The sequence below is a fragment of the Arthrobacter sp. C2 genome (genome assembly GCA_024207135.1).
Lineage (GTDB): Bacteria > Actinomycetota > Actinomycetes > Actinomycetales > Micrococcaceae > Paeniglutamicibacter.
The window spans coordinates 3149921-3170377 of the sequence record CP042428.1 but is presented as its reverse complement, the minus strand read 5'-3'; the positions used below and the strand labels follow the sequence as shown (position 1 = coordinate 3170377).

The following is a 20457-nucleotide window of genomic DNA, read 5'->3' as shown; positions in this document are numbered from 1 at the left end:
TGCCTCTCCTTCGGAGGGGTTGTTCCTAGTTGTTGTGGGGTGTTTCGGTTCCGGCAGCGGTGCCGGGGCCTTCCATGCGCGCCACCCACTGCTCCGGGTGGTGCACCTCGTGCTCGGTGGGAAGGTTTTCCGGACCCTCCCAGACCTTGTTGAAGCCCTCCATGCCCATGAGCTTCACGGCCCGGGTGACGAAGCGCTGCCCGTCGGCGTACTGGCGCATCTTCGCATCCAGCCCCAGCAGCTTGCGCAGCCATTTTTCCAGCGCCGAACGGTCCTTGCCGCGGGAGCCGAAGCGCTGGCGGATGGTGCGCACGCTGGGCACGATGGAGGAATCCACCGCGTCCATCACCACGTTGGCGTGGCCCTCGAGCAGCGACATCACCGCGGTGATGTGCGAGAGGATCGCCTTTTGCTCCCCGGTGCGCAGGCCGGCCAGCAACCCGCCCCCGGAGGCGAAGTCGTCGGCCGCTTCTTTCGTGTCGGCCGTCTTTTCCAGCGCCTTCTTCCCGCGGATGACCTCGGAGGCGGCGGCGCGCAGCCGCTCGCCCAGCGCCTCGGGTTCGGCCAGCAGCGAGGCCAACAGCTCTGCGATCTTGGACTGCAGGTGCGCCCGCAGCCACGGGGCCGCGGCGAATTGCACCCGGTGGGTCTGCTCGTGCAGGGTGACCCAGAGCCGGAAGTCGTCGACATCGACCTTCAGTTCCCGTTCGATCGCCACGATGTTCGGCGCCACCAGCATCAGCCGCCCGCCGGCCGGCAGGTCATCGCGCAGCAGCCCCGCGAAGGGGTCGTACTGGCCCAGGACCTTGGAGGACATGAAGGCCAGGATCGCGCCCATCTCCACGCCGGTCGCGGTGGCGGAGAGCACCTGGGTGGCCTCGGAAATCTTCTCCCCGCGCGTCTTGGCCAGGTGCTCCATGGCCGGGGCCAGCATCGCCTCGAAGCTTTGGGTGTTCGCCTTGGCCCAGCCGGGCCGATCGACGATGAGCACCTGCGAATCGCGCAGGTCTGCGGCGGCCGCCAGGCCGGTGATCCGGTGCACGTGCCCGACCGATTCGTCGGCCTTGGCGCGCAGGTCCGCGACGACCTCGGCAATCTGTGCGGGGGTGAGGACCGGGCCGGCGCCAACCAGCTTGGCCGCGGTGGTGGCGGCGAGGTCCCAATTGATCAGCCGGAAATCGGTGGTGTCCATGCTTTCCATCCCATCACGCTTTTGGCCCGTGCGGCGGGATTGCGCGCTAGGCAAAAAATCCCTGGCCCGGCGGCGGGCCGGGTTGGAGGGCTCAGCGGCAGCCGCAGCCGGTCAGCGCCGCCGCGGCCGCATCGAGCAGGCCCTTGTGCGGCGCGATGGTCCGGTCGTTGGTGTGCACGAAGAAGGAAAAGGCCAGCACCCGCCCATCCCGGGTCACGGTGAGCCCGCTGAGGCTGGAGACCTCCATGAGCGATCCGGTCTTGGCGCGCACCACCCCGCGGGTGCCGCCGGAACCCAGCCGCGAGGCCAGGGTGCCGGTGGCACCGGCGACCGGCAGCCGGTAGCTGAGGTTGCGCAGTGCGGCGTGCTCGGAGGTGGCGGCGTATTCCAGGGCGCGGGCCAGGGTCAGCGGGGTGACCCGGGTAGCCCCGGCCAGCCCGGAGGTGTCCACCAGGTGCATGCCGGTGGTGTCGATGCCCAGCCCGGCGATGGTTTGCGCCACGGCGGCCGCCCCGTGGGAATAGTCCCCGGGCTGCTCCTGGGCTACGGCCACCAGCCGCCCCAGCACCTCGGCGACGTAGTTGTCCGAGACCTCCAGCATGAACCGCACCTGCTCCCCGACGGTCGCCGAGGCCACCGACGCCAGCTCGGTGCCCGGGGTTCCGGGCTCGGCCCGCACCACCTCGGCGGCAACCTGCATCCCGCCCCCGGCCGCGGCCACGGCCGCCCGAAGCTCCTTGGCAAACACCGTTGCGGCATGCATGCCCGGATCGGCCACCCGTGGCGCGTTCGCATCCCGGGTGGCGCGGGCCCCGTACATGGCGATCGGCGAGATCGGGGAGATGTTGTGCGTGGTCACCAACGAGGCGTCCCAGTCGGGGTTCAGCGCCGCACCGGCAAAGAGCGACTCGTCCAGCTCGACGCGCACCGTCTCTCCCGCCTGGCCAGCGGCACGGGCCTTGCGCAGCGCGGTGGCCGTGCGTTGTGCCAGCGTTCCCAGCCCGGCCCGGCCGCTGATGGACTCCGAGTCGCCCCCGGCCCCCAGCAGCACGTCTCCCCCGCCGACCAGCACCACGGTGTTCGGGTCCTTGAGCATCGCCGTGGTGGTGAAGCGGTGGTCCTCGCCGATGTCCTGGGTGGCCGCGATGGCCGTGAGCACCTTCAGGCTCGAGGCCGGGATGCCCGGCTGCCCTCCGGAGCGCGAATACAGTTCCTCGCCGCCGGCCACGTCGATGACGCTCGCGGTGACAGTGGTGCCGTCCCCGCCGGAGGACAGCGCGGCATCCAAGACGGTTTTCAGGGCCGCCGGGTTCGGGGCCGGGGCCGCGGGGTCAAGGTGCGGCAGTGCCGTGGGGTCGGCGGCGGCCAGCAGAGCGGGTTTCTGTGGTTCCGGAGCCGGCTCCGCAGCGGCGCCGGGGAACGCCACCGGGACGACAAAGAATGCCACCAGGCCCATTACCAGGCCGGCAACCAACACCGCAATACCCAGGCGCAGGAATTGGAGCGCTTGTTTCATCCGGCATCCTTAGAAATCGTCGTAGTCCCCGTGCGCCATATACCCTTAAGCGCAGTTACCTAAGACTAGACGGCAATCGGATGCGCCCGCTTCCGGACGTGCCACTGGTCACGAAAGCGAGGAGACCTTTCATGAGCCATGACGTCACCATCGAGATCCCAGCCGGATCGCGCGTGAAGTACGAGATCGACCACGAGACCCACCGCCTGCGCCTGGATCGTGTTCTCTTCACCTCCATGCAGTACCCGACGCACTACGGTTTCTTCGATGACACCCTGGGCGAAGACGGCGACCCGCTGGACGCACTGGTCTTCATCCCGGGCGTGGACCTGTTCCCGGGCGTCGTGGTGGAGTCCCGCCCGATCGCCGTGTTCAACATGACCGACGACGGCGGCGGAGACGCCAAGCTCGTGTGCGTCCCGGCCGACAAGCGCTTCGACCACATCCAGGAATTCGAGGACCTCGACGGCTGGCTCATCAAGGAAATCGAGCACTTCTTCCTGCGCTACAAGGACCTGGAGCCGGGCAAGTGGGTCAAGGCCGAGGGCTGGGAGGGCCGCGCAGCGGCCGAGGCCGAGCTCGAGCGTTCGATCGAGCGCTTCAAGGCCCAGGCCTAACCGCTCCGGGGCAATCGCCCAAAGGTTGGGTCCGAAAGTTGCGCCACCGGCGCGATGTTCGGATCCAACCTTTTTGCTTTCCCGCACATGCTGTCCGGACCTGCCTCCACAGGTCCCCGGCACCCTTCCGCGCCCCGCCGTCCCCGCGGCGCACACTGGTGCCATGGAAACACGCCAGCTTATCGACGCCCTCACCACCACCGGTGGCGAGCCGGGACACCCAGTGTCGCCGGTCGACAAGCTGCGCCTGCTGGCAGCCCTGGAGTTGCGGACCGCGGCCCTCGCCGCCGAACTGGCCGCCGAGACCACCTCCCCCGCCCAGGCAGCGCTGCTCGCCCACACCGTCGAACGCGCCCACCAGCGAGGCGAAATCACCCAGCTTCGCGCCGCCCGCGCCGCCCAACGCACCCTGGTCCAGGACCTGGGGCCCGAGTCCCTGGACGAAGTACGCGCCATCGCCGCCGACCCATCCGCGTTCATCGCCGGGAACCGGGAACTGCCCGCGGACCCGGCCACCGCCCCGACCGGCATCATGCCGTTCCAGGACACCGCCGGATTCCTGGAACACGACCTGCGCATCCCCCGCACACTGGCCCTGCACCGCCTGCACGCCGCCAACTGCCTGCTGCCGGGCACCGATGTCCACGGCAACCCCAGCGGACCGCGCTACCCCAGGCTCGCCGAGACGCTGGAGACCGGGGCCTCACGCCTGGGACCGGTCGCCTCCGCGGCCCGCCGGCTCGACACGCTTTCCCACGCCATCGCCCGCCAGCTCTCCCCCGGGGACCTCGCCGCCCGGATCGAGGAGCAGGTCGCCGGTTCCGTGGCCGCCGGCATCCCGAAGGACACCAGCCGGCTGCTGGCGGGCATCGGCGATGAACTCGACGACTCCCCCGACGCCGGGCAGCCCCCGTCGCCGGCGGAAATCCGCGAACGGACCGGCATCACCGTCACCAAACGCACCCGGCACTACACCTACATGTCCGCCTGCATGCGCAACGCCGACGCCGAGGTCTTCCTCTCCCACTTCGCCGCCGCCGACAATCCCCGGACCCTGGCCGGCAACCGCCAGGGGCTCACCGCCTCGGCCACCGGCATGTCCCCCACCGCCGGGAACGGCACCGGGAACCCCGACACCACCGCCGCAGCCACCGGAAACGGCGCGGGAAACCCCGGAACCACCACGGATGGCACCGGCCAGGCACCCGGGCCCGAACCGGGCACCGCCATGGCTCCCCCGGGCGGCCCGGATTGGTTCACCCGCCCCGGAAACGCCGAAACATTCCCGGACCCGGACCCCGGCTCCCCTCCGGGACTCGGACCGGACGGACTCACCACGGCCCAGCGACACCTCCAGCTGCTGCTCAACCTCATGCGGGCACCGCAGGGCGCCTTGCCCCGGGGCACCACCGGGCTGCCCACCGCCCAGCTGGTCATCCACTGCCGCCTCGAAACCCTCCTGGGCCTTGCCAAGGGCAACGGCTGGAGCGCCAACGGACTGGAAATCCCCATTGGCGAGATCCGCCGGCGACTGGCCACCGACGGCGCCATCCCGATCGTGCTGGGCGGGCAAAGCGAGGTCCTCGACGTCGGGCGGGAAATGCGGCTGGCCAACGACACCATCCGGCGCGCCGTGCTGGCCCGCGACGGCGGCTGCTTCTACCCCGGCTGCAGCGTCCCGCCCGAACACCTGGAGATGTGCCACATCGATGGCTGGGCGGCCGGCGGAGGCACCAGCGTCGCCGGGCTGACCCCCGGATGCACCTGCCACCACCACATGGCCGACAACGGCCTGCTGCAACTGCTGATCCACAACGGGCTCCCCCACGTCCTTTTGCCCAGGCACTTGGACCCCGAGCAGATCCCACGCCGCAACTCCTACTGGCCGCAAAACCAAACCACCCTCTTCTAGGAAAACGCGGCCCCGAAAGGCCGCCCAAGACCCTCGATTCGGTGCCGCAGGCCACATCATGACGGGAAATTTTCCCACTCGCAGGTTGTGCGACATGCTGGATGCATGACCAAGCCAGCCCAACGTGAACTTGCCCAGTTGACCCCGCTCGCGCAGTTGAGGGCCGGACGGCTTCCGCTGCGCCTCATCCAGCTCTTTGTGGGTCTCACGTTGTTTGGCGTGGCGATGGCCGGATTCGTCCGTTCGGGTCTCGGGCTGGCCCCGTGGGACGTGCTCCACTACGGCGTCACCCTGCACACCGGGCTCAGCCTGGGCACCGTGGTGATCATCTTCGGGTTCATCGTGCTGCTGCTCTGGATCCCGTTGCGGCAGATGCCCGGCCTGGGCACCATCGCCAACGTCATCTGGCTTGGCATCGCTGCCGACATCGGGTTGGCGTTCATTCCCGAGGCCCATGGCCTGCCCGCACAACTGGCCATGTTCATCGGCGCACTGCTGGTGAACGGACTCGGGGGCGGGCTGTACATCGGCAGCCAACTTGGCCCGGGCCCGCGCGACGGATTGATGACGGGACTGCATGCGCGCACCGGAATCAGCCTGCGCGTGGCGCGCACCGGCGTCGAGGTCATCGTGCTGGCCATTGGCTGGCTGCTGGGCGGCATCGTCGGATTCGGAACCGTCCTGTACGCCGTGGCCATTGGACCGGTCACCCAGCTTTTCCTGCGCTTCTGCATCATCGAGCTCCGCACGCAGGCTCCCGCAGCGGAAGTCCCCACAACCGCCCCGTAGCACCGCAACCGCCGGCGGCCACCTCGCGGCCGCATGGAAACCCGCGTTCATCCAGACGAACGCCGGGTTTCGCTGCATAATTGGGAATGTGTATGTCGTAACCCTTAAACAACGCGATCGACGCGCCGACGGCGACCTCGGCGATGAAATGCTGCGCACCCTCTCGCACGTCCCGACGCTTGCGCCGTTCCAGCGCTCCGGCCCCGCCGTGCTGGTCGGGGTCCCCGAGCGTGCCGAGGACGCGGTTGACGCGGTGCTGAGGGCGCTGCGCAGCCACCACTGGGTGGTCGGCCTCGGCGTGGGCAGCCTGTACGAACCGGTGCCCCGCGAGGCGCAATACCTCCAGGGCACCGCGCTGGGTTATGCGCACACGGCCGTGGAGCGTTCCGAGCACACCGGGGAACGGATACCACTGAGTGTCGTCGGCCCCGAGGCGGCCATCGCCGGCGAGGCCGAGGCGGTGCTGCGCCTGCTCGGGCAGATTGTCAGCACCCGCAGCGCCGCCGAGTGGGCCGTGCTCGACCTGCTCACCCCGGGGGTGCGCGGCCAGCAAAAGCATGTCGCCGCCGAGCTGGGCATCAGCGCCCAGGCCGTTTCCAAGGCAGTGGTCCGCTCGGCATGGGTCGAGGAGTGGGCGGCGCGGCCCGCGGCCGCCCGGTTGCTGCATTGGAGCGAAACCCCCGACGCCCCGGCCGGGACCTAGCCCGCCGGGAATCCCCGGTTCCCTAGTCAACCAGTGGTTCTGGCCGTAGTATCGGCGATACTGATGACCCGCACGCCGGGACCGGTGACACGGCCCCGCACGATGGCACGAGGAGCAAACGATGGTTCCGGAAATTAATTGGATCGCCGTAATTGTGGCCACGATTTCGACCATGGTGGTCGGCAGCATCTGGTACACCCCGAAGGTTTTCGGCAACTATTGGATGCGGGTGGCCAAGGTGACTCCCGGCAGCGGCAAGAGCGCCGTCGTCCCGATCCTGGTGACCCTCGTCGTCAGCTTCATCAGCGCCTGGGTCCTGGCCGGGGCGACGTACCTGTCCTTTGACTTCTATGGCGGGTCCTACCTCACCAACGCGCTGCTGACAGCACTAATCCTCTGGGGCGGGTTCACCGCCGCACGCTTCATCACCCACGACGCCTTCGAGGGCCGGCCCGTGGGGCTGACCGCGTTGAACTGCCTCCACGAGCTGGTGACATTCCTGGTGATGGGCGTGGTCATCGGCCTCTTCGCCATCTGAGATCGGCAGAGCCGGAAGGCAACGCTACTTCGTCGCGGACGGGGACGGCAGCGGGTCCTGCTCGAACTCGAGCCACCCGATCGTGTACTTCCCGCCGCGCTCGAACACGTCGAAGCGTTCCCCTTCCGGGTGGCTGGGCGTGCTCAGGGTCAGTTCGGACCACTGCCCCATGGTCGAATCCGGCACGGGCTTCACCGTGAAATCGGCCGCGACCCCCAGGTCCTTCAGCTGCGCCGCCAGTCGATCGAATTGCTCCCCGACGGTGTCGGTCCCGCCCGTGGTGGTCACCCGGCAGACCTCGACCTGGTCCCCGGCCAGCGTGGAGGCCACCAGATGGTCCATGGCGTCCTCGATGCTCGGCTCCCCGGTGTTGCAGATGACGTCCGGGGAGGTGCACCCGGCCAGCAGCGCCGCGGCACCGAGCAGGGACAGGGCAAGGGTTCCGGCGCGTTTCATGGGTTTAAGCATAGCCAGTCGAATCGCCCGGGGCGGTCGGCGCCGTTGTGTGCCGCGCGACGGGCGGGCATCCCGGGCGCACGAGACGTGCGACGGGCCGCCGAACGCAAGGCCCGGAACCCGCTCGGCAAAAACACCGATTGGATAAAATATCGGCGGCTTCTTTCCCCAAAGAATTCCGCCTGCACCAAGGGGCCCTGGCGATTTCCGGTCGGCACCCGGGCTTTTCCTTCCCGAGGCCGGTGCGTCTCCTGCACTGCCGCCGTGGACAGGGCACTTGGGAGGTGTTCCGCCGGAGCCGGGGAACTGCGGGGCCGTTAACGCGGCGGATCGCCGCTCGCAGGCGGGGAGGATTCCCCGGCGCGGGCGACGATCCGTCGGTGCGGCTGTTGGCCGGGCGTGCTCAGGCGCGGACGGCCTCGCCCAGGATCTCCTGCAGCACCGTTGCCAGCCCGTCGTCGTCCACACCCGCGGCAATCTCGTCGGCCACGGCCTTGACCTCGTCCGGGGCCTGGCCCATGGCCACGCCGCGGCCTGCCCAGGCGAGCATCTCGATGTCGTTGCGGCCATCGCCCACGGCAATGGTTGCCCCGATGTCGAACCCGTGCTTCTCGCGCAGCACCTCAAGGCCGCTGGCCTTGGTGACGCCCTCGGCGGCGATGTCCAGCCAGGCGGTCCAGCCCACGGAGTAGGTGACACCGGACAGGCCCATGGCGCCGACTGCCTCGCCGAATTCCTCGGCGGTCGAGTCGGTGGAGAAGACCACCAGGCGCACCGCGGTGGCCGCGAGCATCGCATCGAGCGGCACCGGGGTGGCGACAACGCCGAAGCTGGCATCCTGGAAGCGTTCGGTGGAAAGGAATTGCCCCTGGTCGTCTTCCAGTGCGTACTTGGCGGTGGGCATCGCCTTGACCAGCGCGCGCAGGGCGGGGGCCGGGTCGAAGGTCTTGCGTTCGACGACCTCGTAGCCGTCCTCCAGGGACAAGTCGATGCGGGCGGTCACCCCGCCGTTGCAGCACACCGCGTAGCCGCTTTCGATGCCGAGCATCTGGATGACCGGCAGGGTCGCCCCGAGCGAACGGCCGGTGGAAATAACGACCTCGTGGCCCGCCGCGACGATGGCGCGCGCCGCGTCCTTGACCGCTTGGCTCATTTCCCCGTCGTGGTTGACCAGGGTGCCGTCGACGTCAAGGCAGATCATGTAGGTTTCGGTTGCTTCTGACCGGTCTTCGATGCCGGTTCTTGTCATAACTGTCATTCATCCAGTGAAGCATCAAATTCCGGTTCCCGACATGAGCCAACCCACAATGTGTCCTGAACGATGGGTGAACCTCCCCCGAACCCGCGGTGCCGCCGGGGCGGGAATGCGCACCAAACGCCGAAGGGGGATGCGGCATCGTCCGCATCCCCCTTCGGGTTCTTCCGGCGCACGTGGCGCGGTGTCCTACAGGACGGGAAGCACTTCCATGCCACCCAGGTACGGGCGCAGCGCCACCGGCACGTTCACGGTGCCGTCGGCGTTCTGGTGGTGCTCCAGGATCGCGACAATCCAGCGCGTGGTCGCCAGGGTGCCGTTGAGCGTTGCCACCGAGCGGGTCTTGCCCGGCTTGCCGTCGGCGCCGGTTTCGCGTTCGCGGATGTTCAGGCGGCGGGCCTGGAAGGTGGTGCAGTTGGAGGTGGAGGTCAGCTCGCGGTACGCGTCCTGGGTCGGGACCCAGGCCTCGCAGTCGAACTTGCGTGCCGCGCTCATGCCCAGGTCCCCGGCCGCGGTGTCGATGACGCGGTAAGGCAGCTCGACCTTGGCGAGCATTTCCTCTTCCAGGGCCAGGAGCTTGGCGTGTTCGGCCTCGGATTCCTCCGGGGAGCAGTAGACGAACATCTCGAGCTTGTTGAACTGGTGCACGCGGATGATGCCGCGGGTGTCCTTGCCCGCGGAACCGGCCTCTCGGCGGTAGCAGGAGGACCAGCCGGCGTAGCGGGTCGGTCCGGCCGACAGGTCAAGGATCTCGTTGGCGTGGTAACCGGCCAGGGCCACCTCGGAGGTGCCCACCAGGTACAGGTCGTCGCGCTCGAGCTTGTAGATCTCGTCGTCGTGCTCGACGTCGAAGCCGGTGCCCTTCATGGTCTCGGGGCGGACCAGGGTCGGGGTGATCATCGGGATGAAGTCTTTTTGCAGGGCCAGGTCCAGGGCCATGTTCATGAGCGCGATTTCCAGCCGGGCGCCGACGCCCTTGAGGAAGTAGAAGCGCGAGCCCGAAACCTTGGCGCCGCGTTCCATGTCGATCGCGCCGAGCAATTCGCCGAGCTCGAGGTGGTCGCGCGGTTCGAAGCCCTCGGCGGCGAAATCGCGCGGGGTGCCCACGTGCTTGACGACGGTGAAGTCGTCCTCGCCGCCGGATGGCACGCCATCCAGGATCAGGTTGGGGATGGAGCGCTGCAGCGCGCTGTAGGCCGCGGCTGCCTCGTCGGAGGCCGCCTGGGCGGCCTTCACGTTCTGCGAGAGCTCCTTGACCTCGGTGAGCAGGGCCTGCTTTTCCTCGCCCTTGGCCGCTCCGACCCTCTTGCTGAAGGCATTCTGTTGGGCACGCAGCGCCTCAAAGGATGCAATCGACTCGCGGCGCGCCGAATCGGCGGCCAAAATCGCATCAATCAGGGACTCATCCGCCCCGCGGGCGCGCTGCGAAGCGCGGAAGGTATCTGGATTTTCACTGAGTAGTTTTACGTCGATCACGCCCTAAGCCTAGCAATGCCCGTTAGTCTGGGGAGACTATGCAACGCAATCGACTCTTTGCCCTGATCAGCGCCGGTGCCGCGGGCACGGCCGCAACGATTAGCTGGCTCTCCGTGCGCCGGCTTGTCGACCGCAACCGGCCGGCCTCCCTGGCGCCCGTGGTCGGCGTCGCCACCTCGGCGCTCAAGGTCGCGCTGGTGGTGAATCCTTCCAAGTCAGGCACCGATGAAGCAATCTCCGCGGTTCAGCACGTGTGTGCCGAGGCGGGCTTGGTGGAGCCTTTGGTGCTGGAGTCCACGGTGGAGGATCCGGGCCAGGGGGCCGCACGCCAGGCGCTGGAGGCCGGATGCGATGTGGTCATCGCCGCGGGCGGGGACGGAACGGTCCGCGCCGTGGCGGAGGTCCTGCGCGGCACCGAGGCAACCCTCGGGCTGATTCCGCTGGGCACCGGGAACCTGCTGGCCCGCAACGTCGAGGTGCCCCTCGAGGACATCGGCACCGCCGCCTTCGGGGCCGTCCGCGGCCCGGTGCGCACCATCGACACCGGCTCGGTCACCCTGAACCACGTTGACGGGAGCAGCAGCGAACACGCGTTCCTGGTGATCGCCGGGATCGGCACGGATGCCGACGTCATGGACGACACCAACGAGGAGCTCAAGGCCAAGGTCGGCTGGCTGGCGTACTCGGAGGCCGGTTTCCGGCACCTGCCGGGCAAGCGCAAGAAGATCTCGATCGCGCTGGACGGCGGAAACGAGCAGACGCGTAGCGTGCGCTCGGTGCTCTTCGCCAACTGCGGGAAGCTGCAGGGCCTGGACCTGGTTCCGGAGGCCAAGATCGACGACGGCGTGCTGGACGTGGTGGTGCTCAGCCCGCGCAGCGCCGCCGGCTGGGGCTGGATCTTCCTCAAGACGGCCTTCAGGGCACGCGGGGCCATCCCGGTGATGGGCTTCTACCCCAGTGCCTCTTTGACATTGAGGTGCCACGAACCCATGAACACGCAGATCGACGGCGACGGCACGGGGCTCGTAAACGGATTGAGCGTTTCGGTGAAGCCCGCGTCGCTGAAGATCCGGCTGGCCTGACACCGCCGGAGATCCGGTCTCGCGGCGGTGCCCGGCCCTGTTGCTGCCGCTAGTTTGCCAGGCGGGACTTGAGCCCGGAAACCCACTGCTGCGCCTTGGAGAACGCGTCGTCGGAGTTGTGCGCATCCACGGAGGAGGACAGGCCCTGGGCCGCCGGGTAGGACCCCAGGAAGCGCAGGTCGGGGCAGACCCGGTGCAGGCCGGTCAGTGCGTCAGCCACGCGTTGCTGGGCCAGGTGCCCGTCGACGTCCACGGAGAAGAAGTACTTTCCCATGCCCTCGCCGGTGGGACGCGACTCGATGCGGCTGAGGTTCACCCCGCGCACCACGAACTGTTCCAGGATGTCCATCAGGGCGCCCGGTCGGTCCTCTGCCAGCGGCAGGATGACGGTGCTCTTGTCCACGCCGGTCGGTGCCGGGATCGGGCCCGGGCGGGTCACCAGCACGAAACGGGTGACGGCGCCGGCGTTGTCCTCGATGCCGGTGCGCAGGATCTTCAGCCCGCGTTCCTCGGCGACCAGCGGCGAGCAGATCGCCGCGTCGTGGGTGGTCTCGTCGTCCAGCAACCCCAGGGCGCCGGCAGCGGTCGAGGATGCCGGGACGAATTCCGCTTGCGGAATGTTTGATTCGGCCCAATTGCGGCATTGCGCCCAAGCGTGCCCGTGGGTGGACACGGTGCGGATCTGCTCGATGGAATCGATGTTCTGGCGCACGGCCAGCACGAAGGTGATGGTCACCAGGGCCTCGCGCATGATTTGCAGGGCCTCGCCGGTGGCGATGGCATCGAGCGTGGTGGTGACCCCGCCCTCGACCGAATTCTCGATCGGGACCATGGCCGCGTCGGCCTCCCCGGTGCGGACCATCTCCAGGGCGGCATTCACGTTCGCTGCCGGGATGCGCTTGGAATCCCTCGCGTCGGGAACCTGCAGCAGGGCGGCCTCGGTGAAGGTCCCCGCGGGACCCAAATAGGTATAGATCATCGGACGTTGGGCTCCTGGCCGTTTTCGCTCTTGAGTGCCAGCCCGGCTTCCAGCCAGGCCCCGGACCCGCCCGCGATGTTGAACGCGGTGTAGCCCAGCGAGACCAGCCACGCGGCGGCCTGCGCCGAGCGTCCGCCGGTGCGGCAAATGATGTAGGTGTCTTCGTCCGGGTCGAGTTCCTCGTAGCGGACCGGAAGCTCGCCCAGCGGAATGTGGATGGCCCCGGCGGCGTGCCCCTCGGACCATTCGTACTCTTCGCGAACATCCAGGATCAGTGCGCCGGCAGGCACCTGGTCTACTGAAACCGTTTCAAAATCACTCATGGCTCTCCCTTGGCTCGCCCGATTCCCTGTTGGCATCCAGCCTAGCGCCCGGGGGTGTTCGGCCACCGCCTCGGTGAAGCGGATGTTGCGCCCCTCGAGCGGGACGTTTCACCGGGGCAAACGGGCGCAACGGGACCGCAACACCCAACCCGTACTAGTCTCAAGTCAGGCCCAAGCCCGCTTCCTCCCACAGGCAATGCCCAATGGCGGGCGCCACCGGTGGCCACATGCTTGCAAAGGAGTCCATGATGACCGAGATATCCGAGCTGACAGCGCTGGAACTTCGCGATGCGCTGCGACACGGGGAAGTGGGGGCCCGCGAGGCCGCCGCGCACTTCCTGGAACGCATCGAGGCGCTCAACCCCACCCTGGGATCCTTCGTCACCGTCACCGCCGAGCAGGCCATGGACGCCGCAGCGCATGCGGACGAGGCCCTTGCCGCTGGGCACGCCCCGGGCATGCTCCACGGCATGCCGCTGGCCTACAAGGACCTGCTCGATGTGGCCGGGGTGCCCACCGGCTACGGGACCGCGGCATTTGAACCGTCCCCTGCGCAGAAGGATTCCCCGCTGGTGGCGACGTTGTCGCGGGCCGGCGCAATCTCGCTGGGCAAGACCCAGGTGCCGGAGTTCGGGCTGAGCTGCCACTCGGAAAACGACGTGGCACCGCCCGCCCGCAACCCGCTGGACCCGACCCGCTCCGCCGGGGGTTCAAGCGGCGGGGAGGCCGCGGCCGTGGCCGCCGGCATGCTGCCCTTCGGCCCCGGCAACGACGGCGGCGGATCGGTGCGCATCCCGGCCTCGGCCTGCGGGCTGATCGGGCTCAAGCCCGGACTCGGAACCATCCCCAGCGACATCCTCGATGGCACCATCGACACCTTCGGGGCACCGCGGCTCACGGTTTCCGGGCCGCTGGCGCGCACCGCGCTGGACGCGGCCCTGCTCATGGACGCGATGGTCGACCCCCAACGGGACGCCTACCTGGAGTCGCTGGGCGAGGGAGCCGTGGATGCGCTGCGCGGGCTGCGCGTCGGGGTCAGCACCGCCAGCCCCTTCTCCTCGGCGTATGCAATCAAGCTCTCATCCGACGCCCATGGGGCGCTGGATGCGGGCATCAAGTCCCTGCGCGCCCGGGGCCACCACCTCGAGGAGGCGGAAATCTTCTACGACGGCGCCTACCCCGAAACCTTTGCCACGGTGTGGACCAGCGGGCTGGCTGCAGCGCCGATCCCGCCGGGCAGCGAGGCGAAGCTGGGGACCCTGGCCCGGTCCTTCCGCGAACGCGCCACCGCGCGCGAGCACCGGACCAGCGTGGAGGCCGCCGCCCGGCTGACGGAAATCGCCGCGGACTTCCGCACCCAGTGGGGCCGCTACGACGTGGTGCTCACCCCGGCGATGGCGTTCGCTCCCCCGGAAATCGGTTTCTACACTTCGCAGGACGCCGACACCGACTACATGCGCCAATGCCAGTACACGCCCTACACCTCGATGGTGAATGTCTCCGGGCTTCCGGCCATCACCGTTCCGACGTTCACCACCGCCGAAGGGTTGTCGATGGGCGTGCAAATGATCGGCAGGGCGGGCTCCGAGGCCATGCTGCTGGCACTGGCAGCCCAGCTGACCAGAATGTGAGATTGGTCTACAAAGTAGGCATGGCGCACGTCACGGGCGAAAAATTGAATGCATGTCTATATCCACCCCGCTGAAGGACCGATCCTCGACCGGATTCTTCGGCCACCCCAAAACGCTCTCGAACCTGTTCAGCATCGAGATGTGGGAACGCTTCTCCTTCTACGGGATGCAAGCGATCCTGGCGTACTACATGTACTTCTCCGTCGTCGACGGCGGGCTCGGCCTGTCCAAGGACCTGGCGCTCTCCCTGGTCGGTGCCTACGGCGGCGCCGTCTACCTGAGCACAATCCTCGGCGCCTGGCTCGCGGACCGCCTGCTCGGCTCCGAAAAGGTCCTGCTGTCCTCGGCGTTCATCATCATGGCAGGCCACATCGCCCTGGCCGCGCTGCCCGGCGCCCTGGGACTGGCCATCGGCCTGGTCCTGGTTGCCGTGGGCTCCGGCGGGCTCAAGGCCAATGCCACGGCCTTGGTCGGTTCCCTGTACTCCAGGGAAGACACCCGCCGCGATGCCGGGTTCTCGATCTTCTACATGGGCGTGAACATCGGCGGCCTGCTCGGCCCGCTGCTCACCGGCTTCCTGCACCAGCGCTGGGGCTTCCACATCGGCTTCGCCGCCGCCGCCGTCGGCATGGCCGTTGGCGTGGGGATCTACATGATGGGCCGCAAGGACCTTCCGGCGGCCGTCCACGTGGTGGCCAACCCGCTGCCGGCCGGCGCACGCAAGAAGTACGCGCTGTACCTGGTGGCCTTCATCGTCGTGGTCGTGGCGCTCTTCGCGCTGAAGATCGTCACCCCGGCAACGCTGGCCAACGCCATCGCGCTGGCCGTCATCGCGGCCTCCATCATCTACTTCACCCTGATGCTGCGCTCCAAGCGCGTCACCACCGTGGAGCGCAAGCACGTGCTGGCCTTCATCCCGCTGTACATCGCCTCGGCCGCGTTCTGGGCACTGTTCCAGCAGCAGTTCACGTTCATCGCCGTGTACTCGGAGGAACGCCTGGACCGCACCATCTTCGGCTGGGAAATGCCCGCTTCCTGGGTCCAGTCGATCAACCCGGTGTTCATCATCGTGCTCGCCGGCGTCTTCGCCACCCTGTGGACCAAGCTCGGCACCCGCCAGCCGGGCACCGTGGCGAAGTTCTCCGCCTCGCTGATGATCGTCGGCATCGCGTTCCTGGTCTTCATCCCGCTGGAATCGCTGGAGAAGACCCCGCTGCTGGCCCTGGTCGGGATCCTGCTGCTGTGCACCCTGGCCGAGCTGCTGCTGAGCCCCATCGGCCAGTCGGTGACCACCAAGCTGGCCCCGGCCGCCTTCGGCACGCAGATGATCGCGCTGTTCTTCCTCTCGGTGTCCCTGGGCACCACGCTGGCCGGAATCCTGGCCGGCTTCTACACCGAGGGCAACGAGATCACCTACTTCCTGGCCCTGGGCGGCACCGCGATCGTGCTGGGCATTGCCCTGCTGCTGTCCGCACCGGCACTGAAGAAGCTGATGGGCGAGGTCCGCTAGGACCTTCGCGCGCACTTCCCGCATAAAAAACAGCGGCCGCACCCGGCATCCAAGCCCGGGTGCGGCCGCTGTTTTCACGTGGCCTCAAAGGGGTTTGCGCTACCAGGAACCCATCGAGGCGGAAAACACGGTGATGAGGAAAAGCGTCCCCAGCAGGATGAACCCCAGCATCAGGTAGCCGGTCACCAGCCCGGCAATGGCGATCCCGCGCATGTGGGGTTCCCGCTTCAACGCCAGGTGGCCGCAGATGACCGCCGCAATCTGGGGAAGAATCAGCATCCCGCCGGTGAGCACCGCGATGATTCCGGTCACCAGCGACACGATCGCCAACGCGCCCGCCGGCTGCTGGACCGGCATCGGGTATCCGGGTTGGGGGTAGCCCTGTGGCGGGTACTGCTGCGGGTGGCCGGGCTGGGCGCCCGCCCGTTGACCGGTGTGCTGCCCGGCGAATCCGTACCCGCGGCCGTTCGGGGCCCCGGCAACCGGCGGCGCGTCCAACGGCATGTCCAGGTACGGGTTGCGCGGCGGTGCCGCGTGCGGGTTCTGCGACCAGCGCGGGTCGCTCGGATCGTCAAACGACGGCTCCGCCGCGGGCTCGTGCCCGCCGTCTTCGTCCTTGGCCATGGGTTCCTTCCCCTCCAGCTACCGGCCCCGCACTGAACGGAGGTTCGTGCAGCCAGGCGCGGCTTCTGGCTCCCCAGCTTAGCGACGATCACGGACCGCGCCCAACCCCTGTTCGGGACCCGCGCGAAGCCCGCCGGAGCCAGCCACCGCGGGCGCAGCCATCGAGCCGGGACGCGTCCGTTGATCACGTGGCCGACGACCAGCCCGAATACCGCAGGGGCGGGCATGCGGCTCGCGCCGCAGGGACAGGTGCCCGCAGGCTATCGCCGCGACCCGGGGGGAACTGGCAACATGCCAAAGGGAGGAATCCACTCGCGCCCGCCGCCAGGGAAACCACGGCAAGCTTCCGGCTCCGGCTGGCCTCCCGCACGGGGTGGCCGGGCAGCTGCCCGCCCTGCGGCCGTCCGGGCCCCGGCAATCGGTGGCGCTTCCAACGGCATCTGCCCGAAGGGGTTGCGGGGAGGTGCCTCGTGCGGGTTCTGCGACCAGCGCGGATCCTTCGAGGCGGCACCAACTCGCCCCAAGCGTGGCGTTCGCGCCTGGCCACAGCGCGCTCACAACGGCTGCTCAGGATCCGGTGGGAGAGTTGGCACCATGGACAAGGAACCCCAACCTCCAGCCGCAAAACCCCACCCCCGGCACCACGCGGTGCCACCGTACCTGCTGGTGTCGATGGCCGCCTGCGACGGGGCATGGGAAGCCCCGACGGCGATGCGCGACTTCATCGCGCTCCCGCCGGCCGAAGTCGACCGGGAGCTTCCGGACGCACACGGCGAATCTGCGGGCCCGGGCCGCGAAACCCGCCGCCGCATCGCCACCCGCGCACGCCGGACACTGCTGCTTGACCAGGCACTGCTGCACGAGCGGGCCACCACGCACACCGACATCGCCCGCCTGCTGGACCCCGCCGGACGCCTGGTGCGGGCCATTTCCGACGCACAGGGAGCCGAGACCACCCCCGGAACCGCCGCGCGCACCGAGGGCCAGGACCCGGGGCAGGATCCGGACGCGAACCGCGCCTACGACGGGCTGGGCGAGGTCTACGAGTTCCTCGCGGACATGTTCAAGCGCTCCAGCCTCGACGGCGCCGGGCTGGTGCTTCGCGGCACCGTGCACTACGGGCAGCACTACGACAACGCGTTCTGGGACGGCACCCAAATGGTCATGGGCGACGGGGACGGGGAGGTCTTCAACTCCTTCACCTCCTCGCTGTCGGTGATCGCGCACGAGCTGGGGCACGGGCTGCTGCAATACACCACCAACCTGGACTACCGGGGCCAGTCCGGCGCGCTGAACGAGTCGATCGCCGATGTCTTCGGCGCCTTGGTGGAGCAGTTCGTGGCCGGCGACGACGCGGCGTCGGCCAGCTGGCTGATCGGCGCCGGCCTGTTCACCGACGCCGTCCAGGGCGTGGCGCTGCGTTCCATGGCCGCCCCGGGCACCGCCTACGACGACCCGATCCTGGGCAAGGACCCGCAGCCGGCAACCATGGCCGGCTACGTGGACACGGCCGAGGACAACGGCGGGGTGCACCTGAACTCCGGCATCCCCAACCACGCGTTCCACCTCTTCGCCACCGCGCTGGGCGGCAACGCCTGGGAAACCGCCGGGTCCCTGTGGTTCAACGTGATTGCCACCCGCTCATTGCCGCAGGACGCGGACTTCGGCACCTTCGCCGAACAGACCCTGCTCCAGGCCCGCCGCGACCACGGAGCCGGCTCCTCCGTCGAGCGGGCCCTGGCCGAAGCCTGGGACGCCGTCGGGGTCGAACCCGTCGTCCGGGAGGCCGTCCATGGCTGAGAACCGCGACGATGTGCTGGTCATCCGCGTGGCCCGCTCCGGCGGGGTCGCCGGGATTCCCCGCACCGGGATCCTGGAACTCCACGCGCAGGACCCCGGGCACGAACAGGAAGCCTCCTGGATCAGCATCGCCCGCGACGCCCTGGATGAGCTGCGGGCGCTGGAGCAGGCCAAGGCACCGTCACCGGTGCGCGATGCGTTCACCTGGTCGCTGAGCATCGACGGGGAAGACCATTCGGTGCCTGACACCCTGCTCACCGGCCCGGCCCGGACCCTGGCCGAACACGTCATTGCGCTCCCGCGCCGCTGAATGCCCGACGCCCAACGACGTGGGCGGGGCGCCGTCGGGCAATCAATGAGAAACTGGTGCCATGGCCCATCCTCGCGCCGGGACCCCGGCACTGCCCCAAGACCTGATCGACCTTTCAGCGGTGCGCGACGCGTACTTCGACATCCACCCGGATCCGTCCGACCCCGCACAGCGCGTGGCCTTCGGCACCTCCGGACACCGCGGCACCTCGATGAACGGCTCCTTCAACGAGGACCACATCGCCGCCATCACCCAGGGAATCGTCGAATACCGGCGCGCCGCGGGCATCACCGGCCCGCTGTTTGTCGGCAAGGACACCCACGCGCTCTCGGATCCCGCACAGGACACGGTGCTGGAGGTGCTGGCCGGCAACGACGTGCCGATCCTCGCCGACGCGCGCACCGGCTGGACCCCCACCCCCGCCCTGAGCCACGCCATCCTGGCGCACAACGCCAACCCCGATGCGCCGCGCGCCGACGGCATCATCATCACCCCCTCGCACAACCCGCCGGCCGACGGCGGGCTGAAGTACAACCCGCCGCACGGCGGACCGGCCGACACCGATGCCACGTCCTGGATCGCGAACCGCGCCAACGAGCTGCTGGAGGCCAAGCTGGACGGGGTCAAGCGCACCTCGCTGGGCGCCGCGCGCCTGGGTGGCAAGATCGGTGCCTTCGACTTCCTCGCCTCCTACGTCGACGACCTGCCCTCGGTGCTGGATCTCGACGCGATCCGCGCCTCGGGGCTGCGCATCGGCGCGGACCCGATGGGCGGTGCCGCGGTGGACTACTGGGGCGCGATCGCCGAGCGGCACCGGCTGGATTTGACCGTGGTGAACCCCGGGGTGGACCCGCGCTTTGCGTTCATGACCCTGGACACCGACGGGAAGATCCGCATGGATTGCTCCTCGGCCCACGCGATGGCCTCGCTGGTCGCCGCGCGCGACGCCTATGACATCTCCACGGGCAACGACGCGGACGCCGACCGCCATGGCATCGTCACCCCGGATGCCGGGCTGATGAACCCCAACCACTTCCTGGCCGTGGCCATCGAATACCTCTACACCCACCGCACCGGCTGGTCCACGGACGCCGGGATCGGCAAGACCCTGGTGTCCTCCTCGATGATCGACAGGGTGGCCGCGAAGCTTGGGCGCACCCTGGTGGAGGTCCCGGTGGGCTTCAAGTGGTTCGTGCCGGGCCTGCTGGACGGAACCGGTGCCTTCGGCGGCGAGGAATCGGCCGGTGCCTCGTTCCTGCGCCGCGACGGGCGCACCTGGACCACCGACAAGGACGGGATCCTGCTGGCGCTGCTGGCCAGCGAGATCACCGCGGTCACCGGCTCTTCCCCGTCCAAGCACTACGCGGCGCTGGCCGCCGAGCACGGGGCCCCCAGCTATGCGCGCCTGGACGCCGCCGCGGACCGGGACCAGAGGGCCCGTCTGGCGAACCTGTCCGCCAGCGACGTCACCGCCGATTCGCTGGCCGGTGAAAAGATCACCGCGCGGCTGACCGAGGCGCCGGGCAACGGGGCAAAGATCGGCGGGCTGAAGGTCACCACCCAAAACGCCTGGTTCGCCGCGCGCCCCTCGGGCACCGAGGACAAGTACAAGATCTACGCCGAGTCGTTCCTGGGCGCCGAGCACCTGGCCCGGGTGCAGGACGAGGCCAGGACCATCGTGGACACCGTCCTGGGCTGAGCCAGGTGGTGCGGGGCGGGCGCGGCCACACCGCACCCGCCCCGA

Annotated in this window: 19 protein-coding genes; 11 read left to right on the top strand and 8 right to left on the bottom strand. The window is 68.9% G+C overall.

From position 1 onward, the window contains the following. Positions 1-25: 25 nt before the first annotated feature. Both FPY90_RS14710 and dacB read right to left on the bottom strand, forming a co-directional pair. Positions 26-1192: a zinc-dependent metalloprotease gene (locus FPY90_RS14710; RefSeq protein WP_498681787.1), complete on the bottom strand. Its 1167-nt coding sequence runs from the start codon at positions 1190-1192 to the stop codon at positions 26-28. Between the two features lie 91 nt (positions 1193-1283). After that, positions 1284-2708, bottom strand: a complete 1425-nt coding sequence (dacB, locus tag FPY90_RS14705) for a D-alanyl-D-alanine carboxypeptidase/D-alanyl-D-alanine endopeptidase (RefSeq protein WP_498681785.1) — start codon at positions 2706-2708, stop codon at positions 1284-1286. Between the two features lie 131 nt (positions 2709-2839). On the opposite strand from dacB, the gene FPY90_RS14700 reads away from it, so the two are divergent. The 5 genes from FPY90_RS14700 to FPY90_RS14680 all read left to right on the top strand — a co-directional run bounded on the left by FPY90_RS14700 (position 2840) and on the right by FPY90_RS14680 (position 7267). Further along, entirely contained in the window at positions 2840-3325 is a 486-nt protein-coding gene (locus FPY90_RS14700; RefSeq protein WP_071216265.1) for an inorganic diphosphatase, read from the top strand. Positions 3326-3488: 163 nt separating this feature from the next. Continuing rightward, complete coding sequence (locus FPY90_RS14695) at positions 3489-5237, top strand: HNH endonuclease signature motif containing protein (RefSeq protein WP_498681784.1); 1749 nt, start codon at positions 3489-3491, stop codon at positions 5235-5237. Positions 5238-5342: 105 nt separating this feature from the next. Next, positions 5343-6026, top strand: coding sequence for a membrane protein YczE (gene yczE / locus FPY90_RS14690; RefSeq protein ID WP_071216263.1), 684 nt, complete (start codon positions 5343-5345; stop codon positions 6024-6026). Between the two features lie 88 nt (positions 6027-6114). Beyond that, complete coding sequence (locus FPY90_RS14685) at positions 6115-6729, top strand: hypothetical protein (protein ID WP_071216262.1); 615 nt, start codon at positions 6115-6117, stop codon at positions 6727-6729. Positions 6730-6850: 121 nt separating this feature from the next. Beyond that, positions 6851-7267 (top strand): DUF1761 domain-containing protein, encoded by a 417-nt coding sequence (locus tag FPY90_RS14680; RefSeq protein ID WP_071216261.1) that lies wholly within the window; start codon positions 6851-6853, stop codon positions 7265-7267. 24 nt (positions 7268-7291) lie between these two features. Here the strand turns inward: FPY90_RS14680 and FPY90_RS14675 are convergent, their stop codons facing one another. From FPY90_RS14675 to serS, 3 genes are all read right to left on the bottom strand, one after another. Next, on the bottom strand, positions 7292-7723 hold the full coding sequence (locus tag FPY90_RS14675; RefSeq protein WP_071216260.1) for a hypothetical protein: 432 nt from the start codon (positions 7721-7723) through the stop codon (positions 7292-7294). A gap of 403 nt (positions 7724-8126) precedes the next feature. After that, positions 8127-8981, bottom strand: coding sequence for an HAD family hydrolase (locus FPY90_RS14670; RefSeq protein ID WP_071216259.1), 855 nt, complete (start codon positions 8979-8981; stop codon positions 8127-8129). A 186-nt stretch (positions 8982-9167) separates the two neighbouring features. After that, entirely contained in the window at positions 9168-10454 is a 1287-nt protein-coding gene (gene serS, locus FPY90_RS14665; protein WP_498681782.1) for a serine--tRNA ligase, read from the bottom strand. A 38-nt stretch (positions 10455-10492) separates the two neighbouring features. Between serS and FPY90_RS14660 the strand changes: the two genes are divergently transcribed. Continuing rightward, positions 10493-11536 (top strand): diacylglycerol/lipid kinase family protein, encoded by a 1044-nt coding sequence (locus FPY90_RS14660; protein ID WP_071216257.1) that lies wholly within the window; start codon positions 10493-10495, stop codon positions 11534-11536. Positions 11537-11585: 49 nt separating this feature from the next. Here FPY90_RS14660 and pheA read toward each other — a convergent pair whose 3' ends face one another. Further along, on the bottom strand, positions 11586-12515 hold the full coding sequence (gene pheA / locus FPY90_RS14655) for a prephenate dehydratase (RefSeq protein ID WP_071216256.1): 930 nt from the start codon (positions 12513-12515) through the stop codon (positions 11586-11588). Continuing rightward, positions 12512-12838 carry a rhodanese-like domain-containing protein gene (locus tag FPY90_RS14650; protein ID WP_307582151.1) on the bottom strand — a complete coding sequence of 109 codons (327 nt, stop codon included), beginning with the start codon at positions 12836-12838 and terminating at the stop codon, positions 12512-12514. Before FPY90_RS14650 ends, pheA begins: the two co-directional genes overlap by 4 nt. Before the next feature lie 248 nt (positions 12839-13086). On the opposite strand from FPY90_RS14650, the gene FPY90_RS14645 reads away from it, so the two are divergent. Continuing rightward, positions 13087-14469, top strand: coding sequence for an amidase (locus tag FPY90_RS14645; protein WP_498681779.1), 1383 nt, complete (start codon positions 13087-13089; stop codon positions 14467-14469). A gap of 52 nt (positions 14470-14521) precedes the next feature. Next, positions 14522-15979: a peptide MFS transporter gene (locus FPY90_RS14640; RefSeq protein ID WP_083411463.1), complete on the top strand. Its 1458-nt coding sequence runs from the start codon at positions 14522-14524 to the stop codon at positions 15977-15979. 99 nt (positions 15980-16078) lie between these two features. Here FPY90_RS14640 and FPY90_RS14635 read toward each other — a convergent pair whose 3' ends face one another. Further along, positions 16079-16603: a DUF4190 domain-containing protein gene (locus tag FPY90_RS14635; RefSeq protein ID WP_498681777.1), complete on the bottom strand. Its 525-nt coding sequence runs from the start codon at positions 16601-16603 to the stop codon at positions 16079-16081. Positions 16604-17197: 594 nt separating this feature from the next. Between FPY90_RS14635 and FPY90_RS14630 the strand changes: the two genes are divergently transcribed. The 3 genes from FPY90_RS14630 to pgm all read left to right on the top strand — a co-directional run bounded on the left by FPY90_RS14630 (position 17198) and on the right by pgm (position 20412). Next, positions 17198-18403, top strand: coding sequence for a M4 family metallopeptidase (locus FPY90_RS14630; protein ID WP_498681775.1), 1206 nt, complete (start codon positions 17198-17200; stop codon positions 18401-18403). Further along, complete coding sequence (locus tag FPY90_RS14625) at positions 18396-18713, top strand: protealysin inhibitor emfourin (protein ID WP_071216251.1); 318 nt, start codon at positions 18396-18398, stop codon at positions 18711-18713. Before FPY90_RS14630 ends, FPY90_RS14625 begins: the two co-directional genes overlap by 8 nt. A gap of 61 nt (positions 18714-18774) precedes the next feature. Next, positions 18775-20412 (top strand): phosphoglucomutase (alpha-D-glucose-1,6-bisphosphate-dependent), encoded by a 1638-nt coding sequence (gene pgm, locus FPY90_RS14620; protein WP_498681773.1) that lies wholly within the window; start codon positions 18775-18777, stop codon positions 20410-20412. The last annotated feature ends 45 nt before the right edge of the window (positions 20413-20457 follow it).

Coding starts and splice junctions, on each gene's coding strand:
- FPY90_RS14710 (WP_498681787.1), bottom strand. CDS start 1,192: ATGGACACCACCGATTTCCGGCTGATCAATTGGGACCTCGCCGCCACC.
- dacB (WP_498681785.1), bottom strand. CDS start 2,708: ATGAAACAAGCGCTCCAATTCCTGCGCCTGGGTATTGCGGTGTTGGTT.
- FPY90_RS14700 (WP_071216265.1), top strand. CDS start 2,840: ATGAGCCATGACGTCACCATCGAGATCCCAGCCGGATCGCGCGTGAAG.
- FPY90_RS14695 (WP_498681784.1), top strand. CDS start 3,489: ATGGAAACACGCCAGCTTATCGACGCCCTCACCACCACCGGTGGCGAG.
- yczE (WP_071216263.1), top strand. CDS start 5,343: ATGACCAAGCCAGCCCAACGTGAACTTGCCCAGTTGACCCCGCTCGCG.
- FPY90_RS14680 (WP_071216261.1), top strand. CDS start 6,851: ATGGTTCCGGAAATTAATTGGATCGCCGTAATTGTGGCCACGATTTCG.
- FPY90_RS14675 (WP_071216260.1), bottom strand. CDS start 7,723: ATGAAACGCGCCGGAACCCTTGCCCTGTCCCTGCTCGGTGCCGCGGCG.
- FPY90_RS14670 (WP_071216259.1), bottom strand. CDS start 8,981: ATGACAGTTATGACAAGAACCGGCATCGAAGACCGGTCAGAAGCAACC.
- FPY90_RS14660 (WP_071216257.1), top strand. CDS start 10,493: ATGCAACGCAATCGACTCTTTGCCCTGATCAGCGCCGGTGCCGCGGGC.
- pheA (WP_071216256.1), bottom strand. CDS start 12,515: ATGATCTATACCTATTTGGGTCCCGCGGGGACCTTCACCGAGGCCGCC.
- FPY90_RS14650 (WP_307582151.1), bottom strand. CDS start 12,838: ATGAGTGATTTTGAAACGGTTTCAGTAGACCAGGTGCCTGCCGGCGCA.
- FPY90_RS14645 (WP_498681779.1), top strand. CDS start 13,087: ATGACCGAGATATCCGAGCTGACAGCGCTGGAACTTCGCGATGCGCTG.
- FPY90_RS14640 (WP_083411463.1), top strand. CDS start 14,522: ATGTCTATATCCACCCCGCTGAAGGACCGATCCTCGACCGGATTCTTC.
- FPY90_RS14635 (WP_498681777.1), bottom strand. CDS start 16,603: ATGGCCAAGGACGAAGACGGCGGGCACGAGCCCGCGGCGGAGCCGTCG.
- FPY90_RS14630 (WP_498681775.1), top strand. CDS start 17,198: ATGGACAAGGAACCCCAACCTCCAGCCGCAAAACCCCACCCCCGGCAC.
- FPY90_RS14625 (WP_071216251.1), top strand. CDS start 18,396: ATGGCTGAGAACCGCGACGATGTGCTGGTCATCCGCGTGGCCCGCTCC.
- pgm (WP_498681773.1), top strand. CDS start 18,775: ATGGCCCATCCTCGCGCCGGGACCCCGGCACTGCCCCAAGACCTGATC.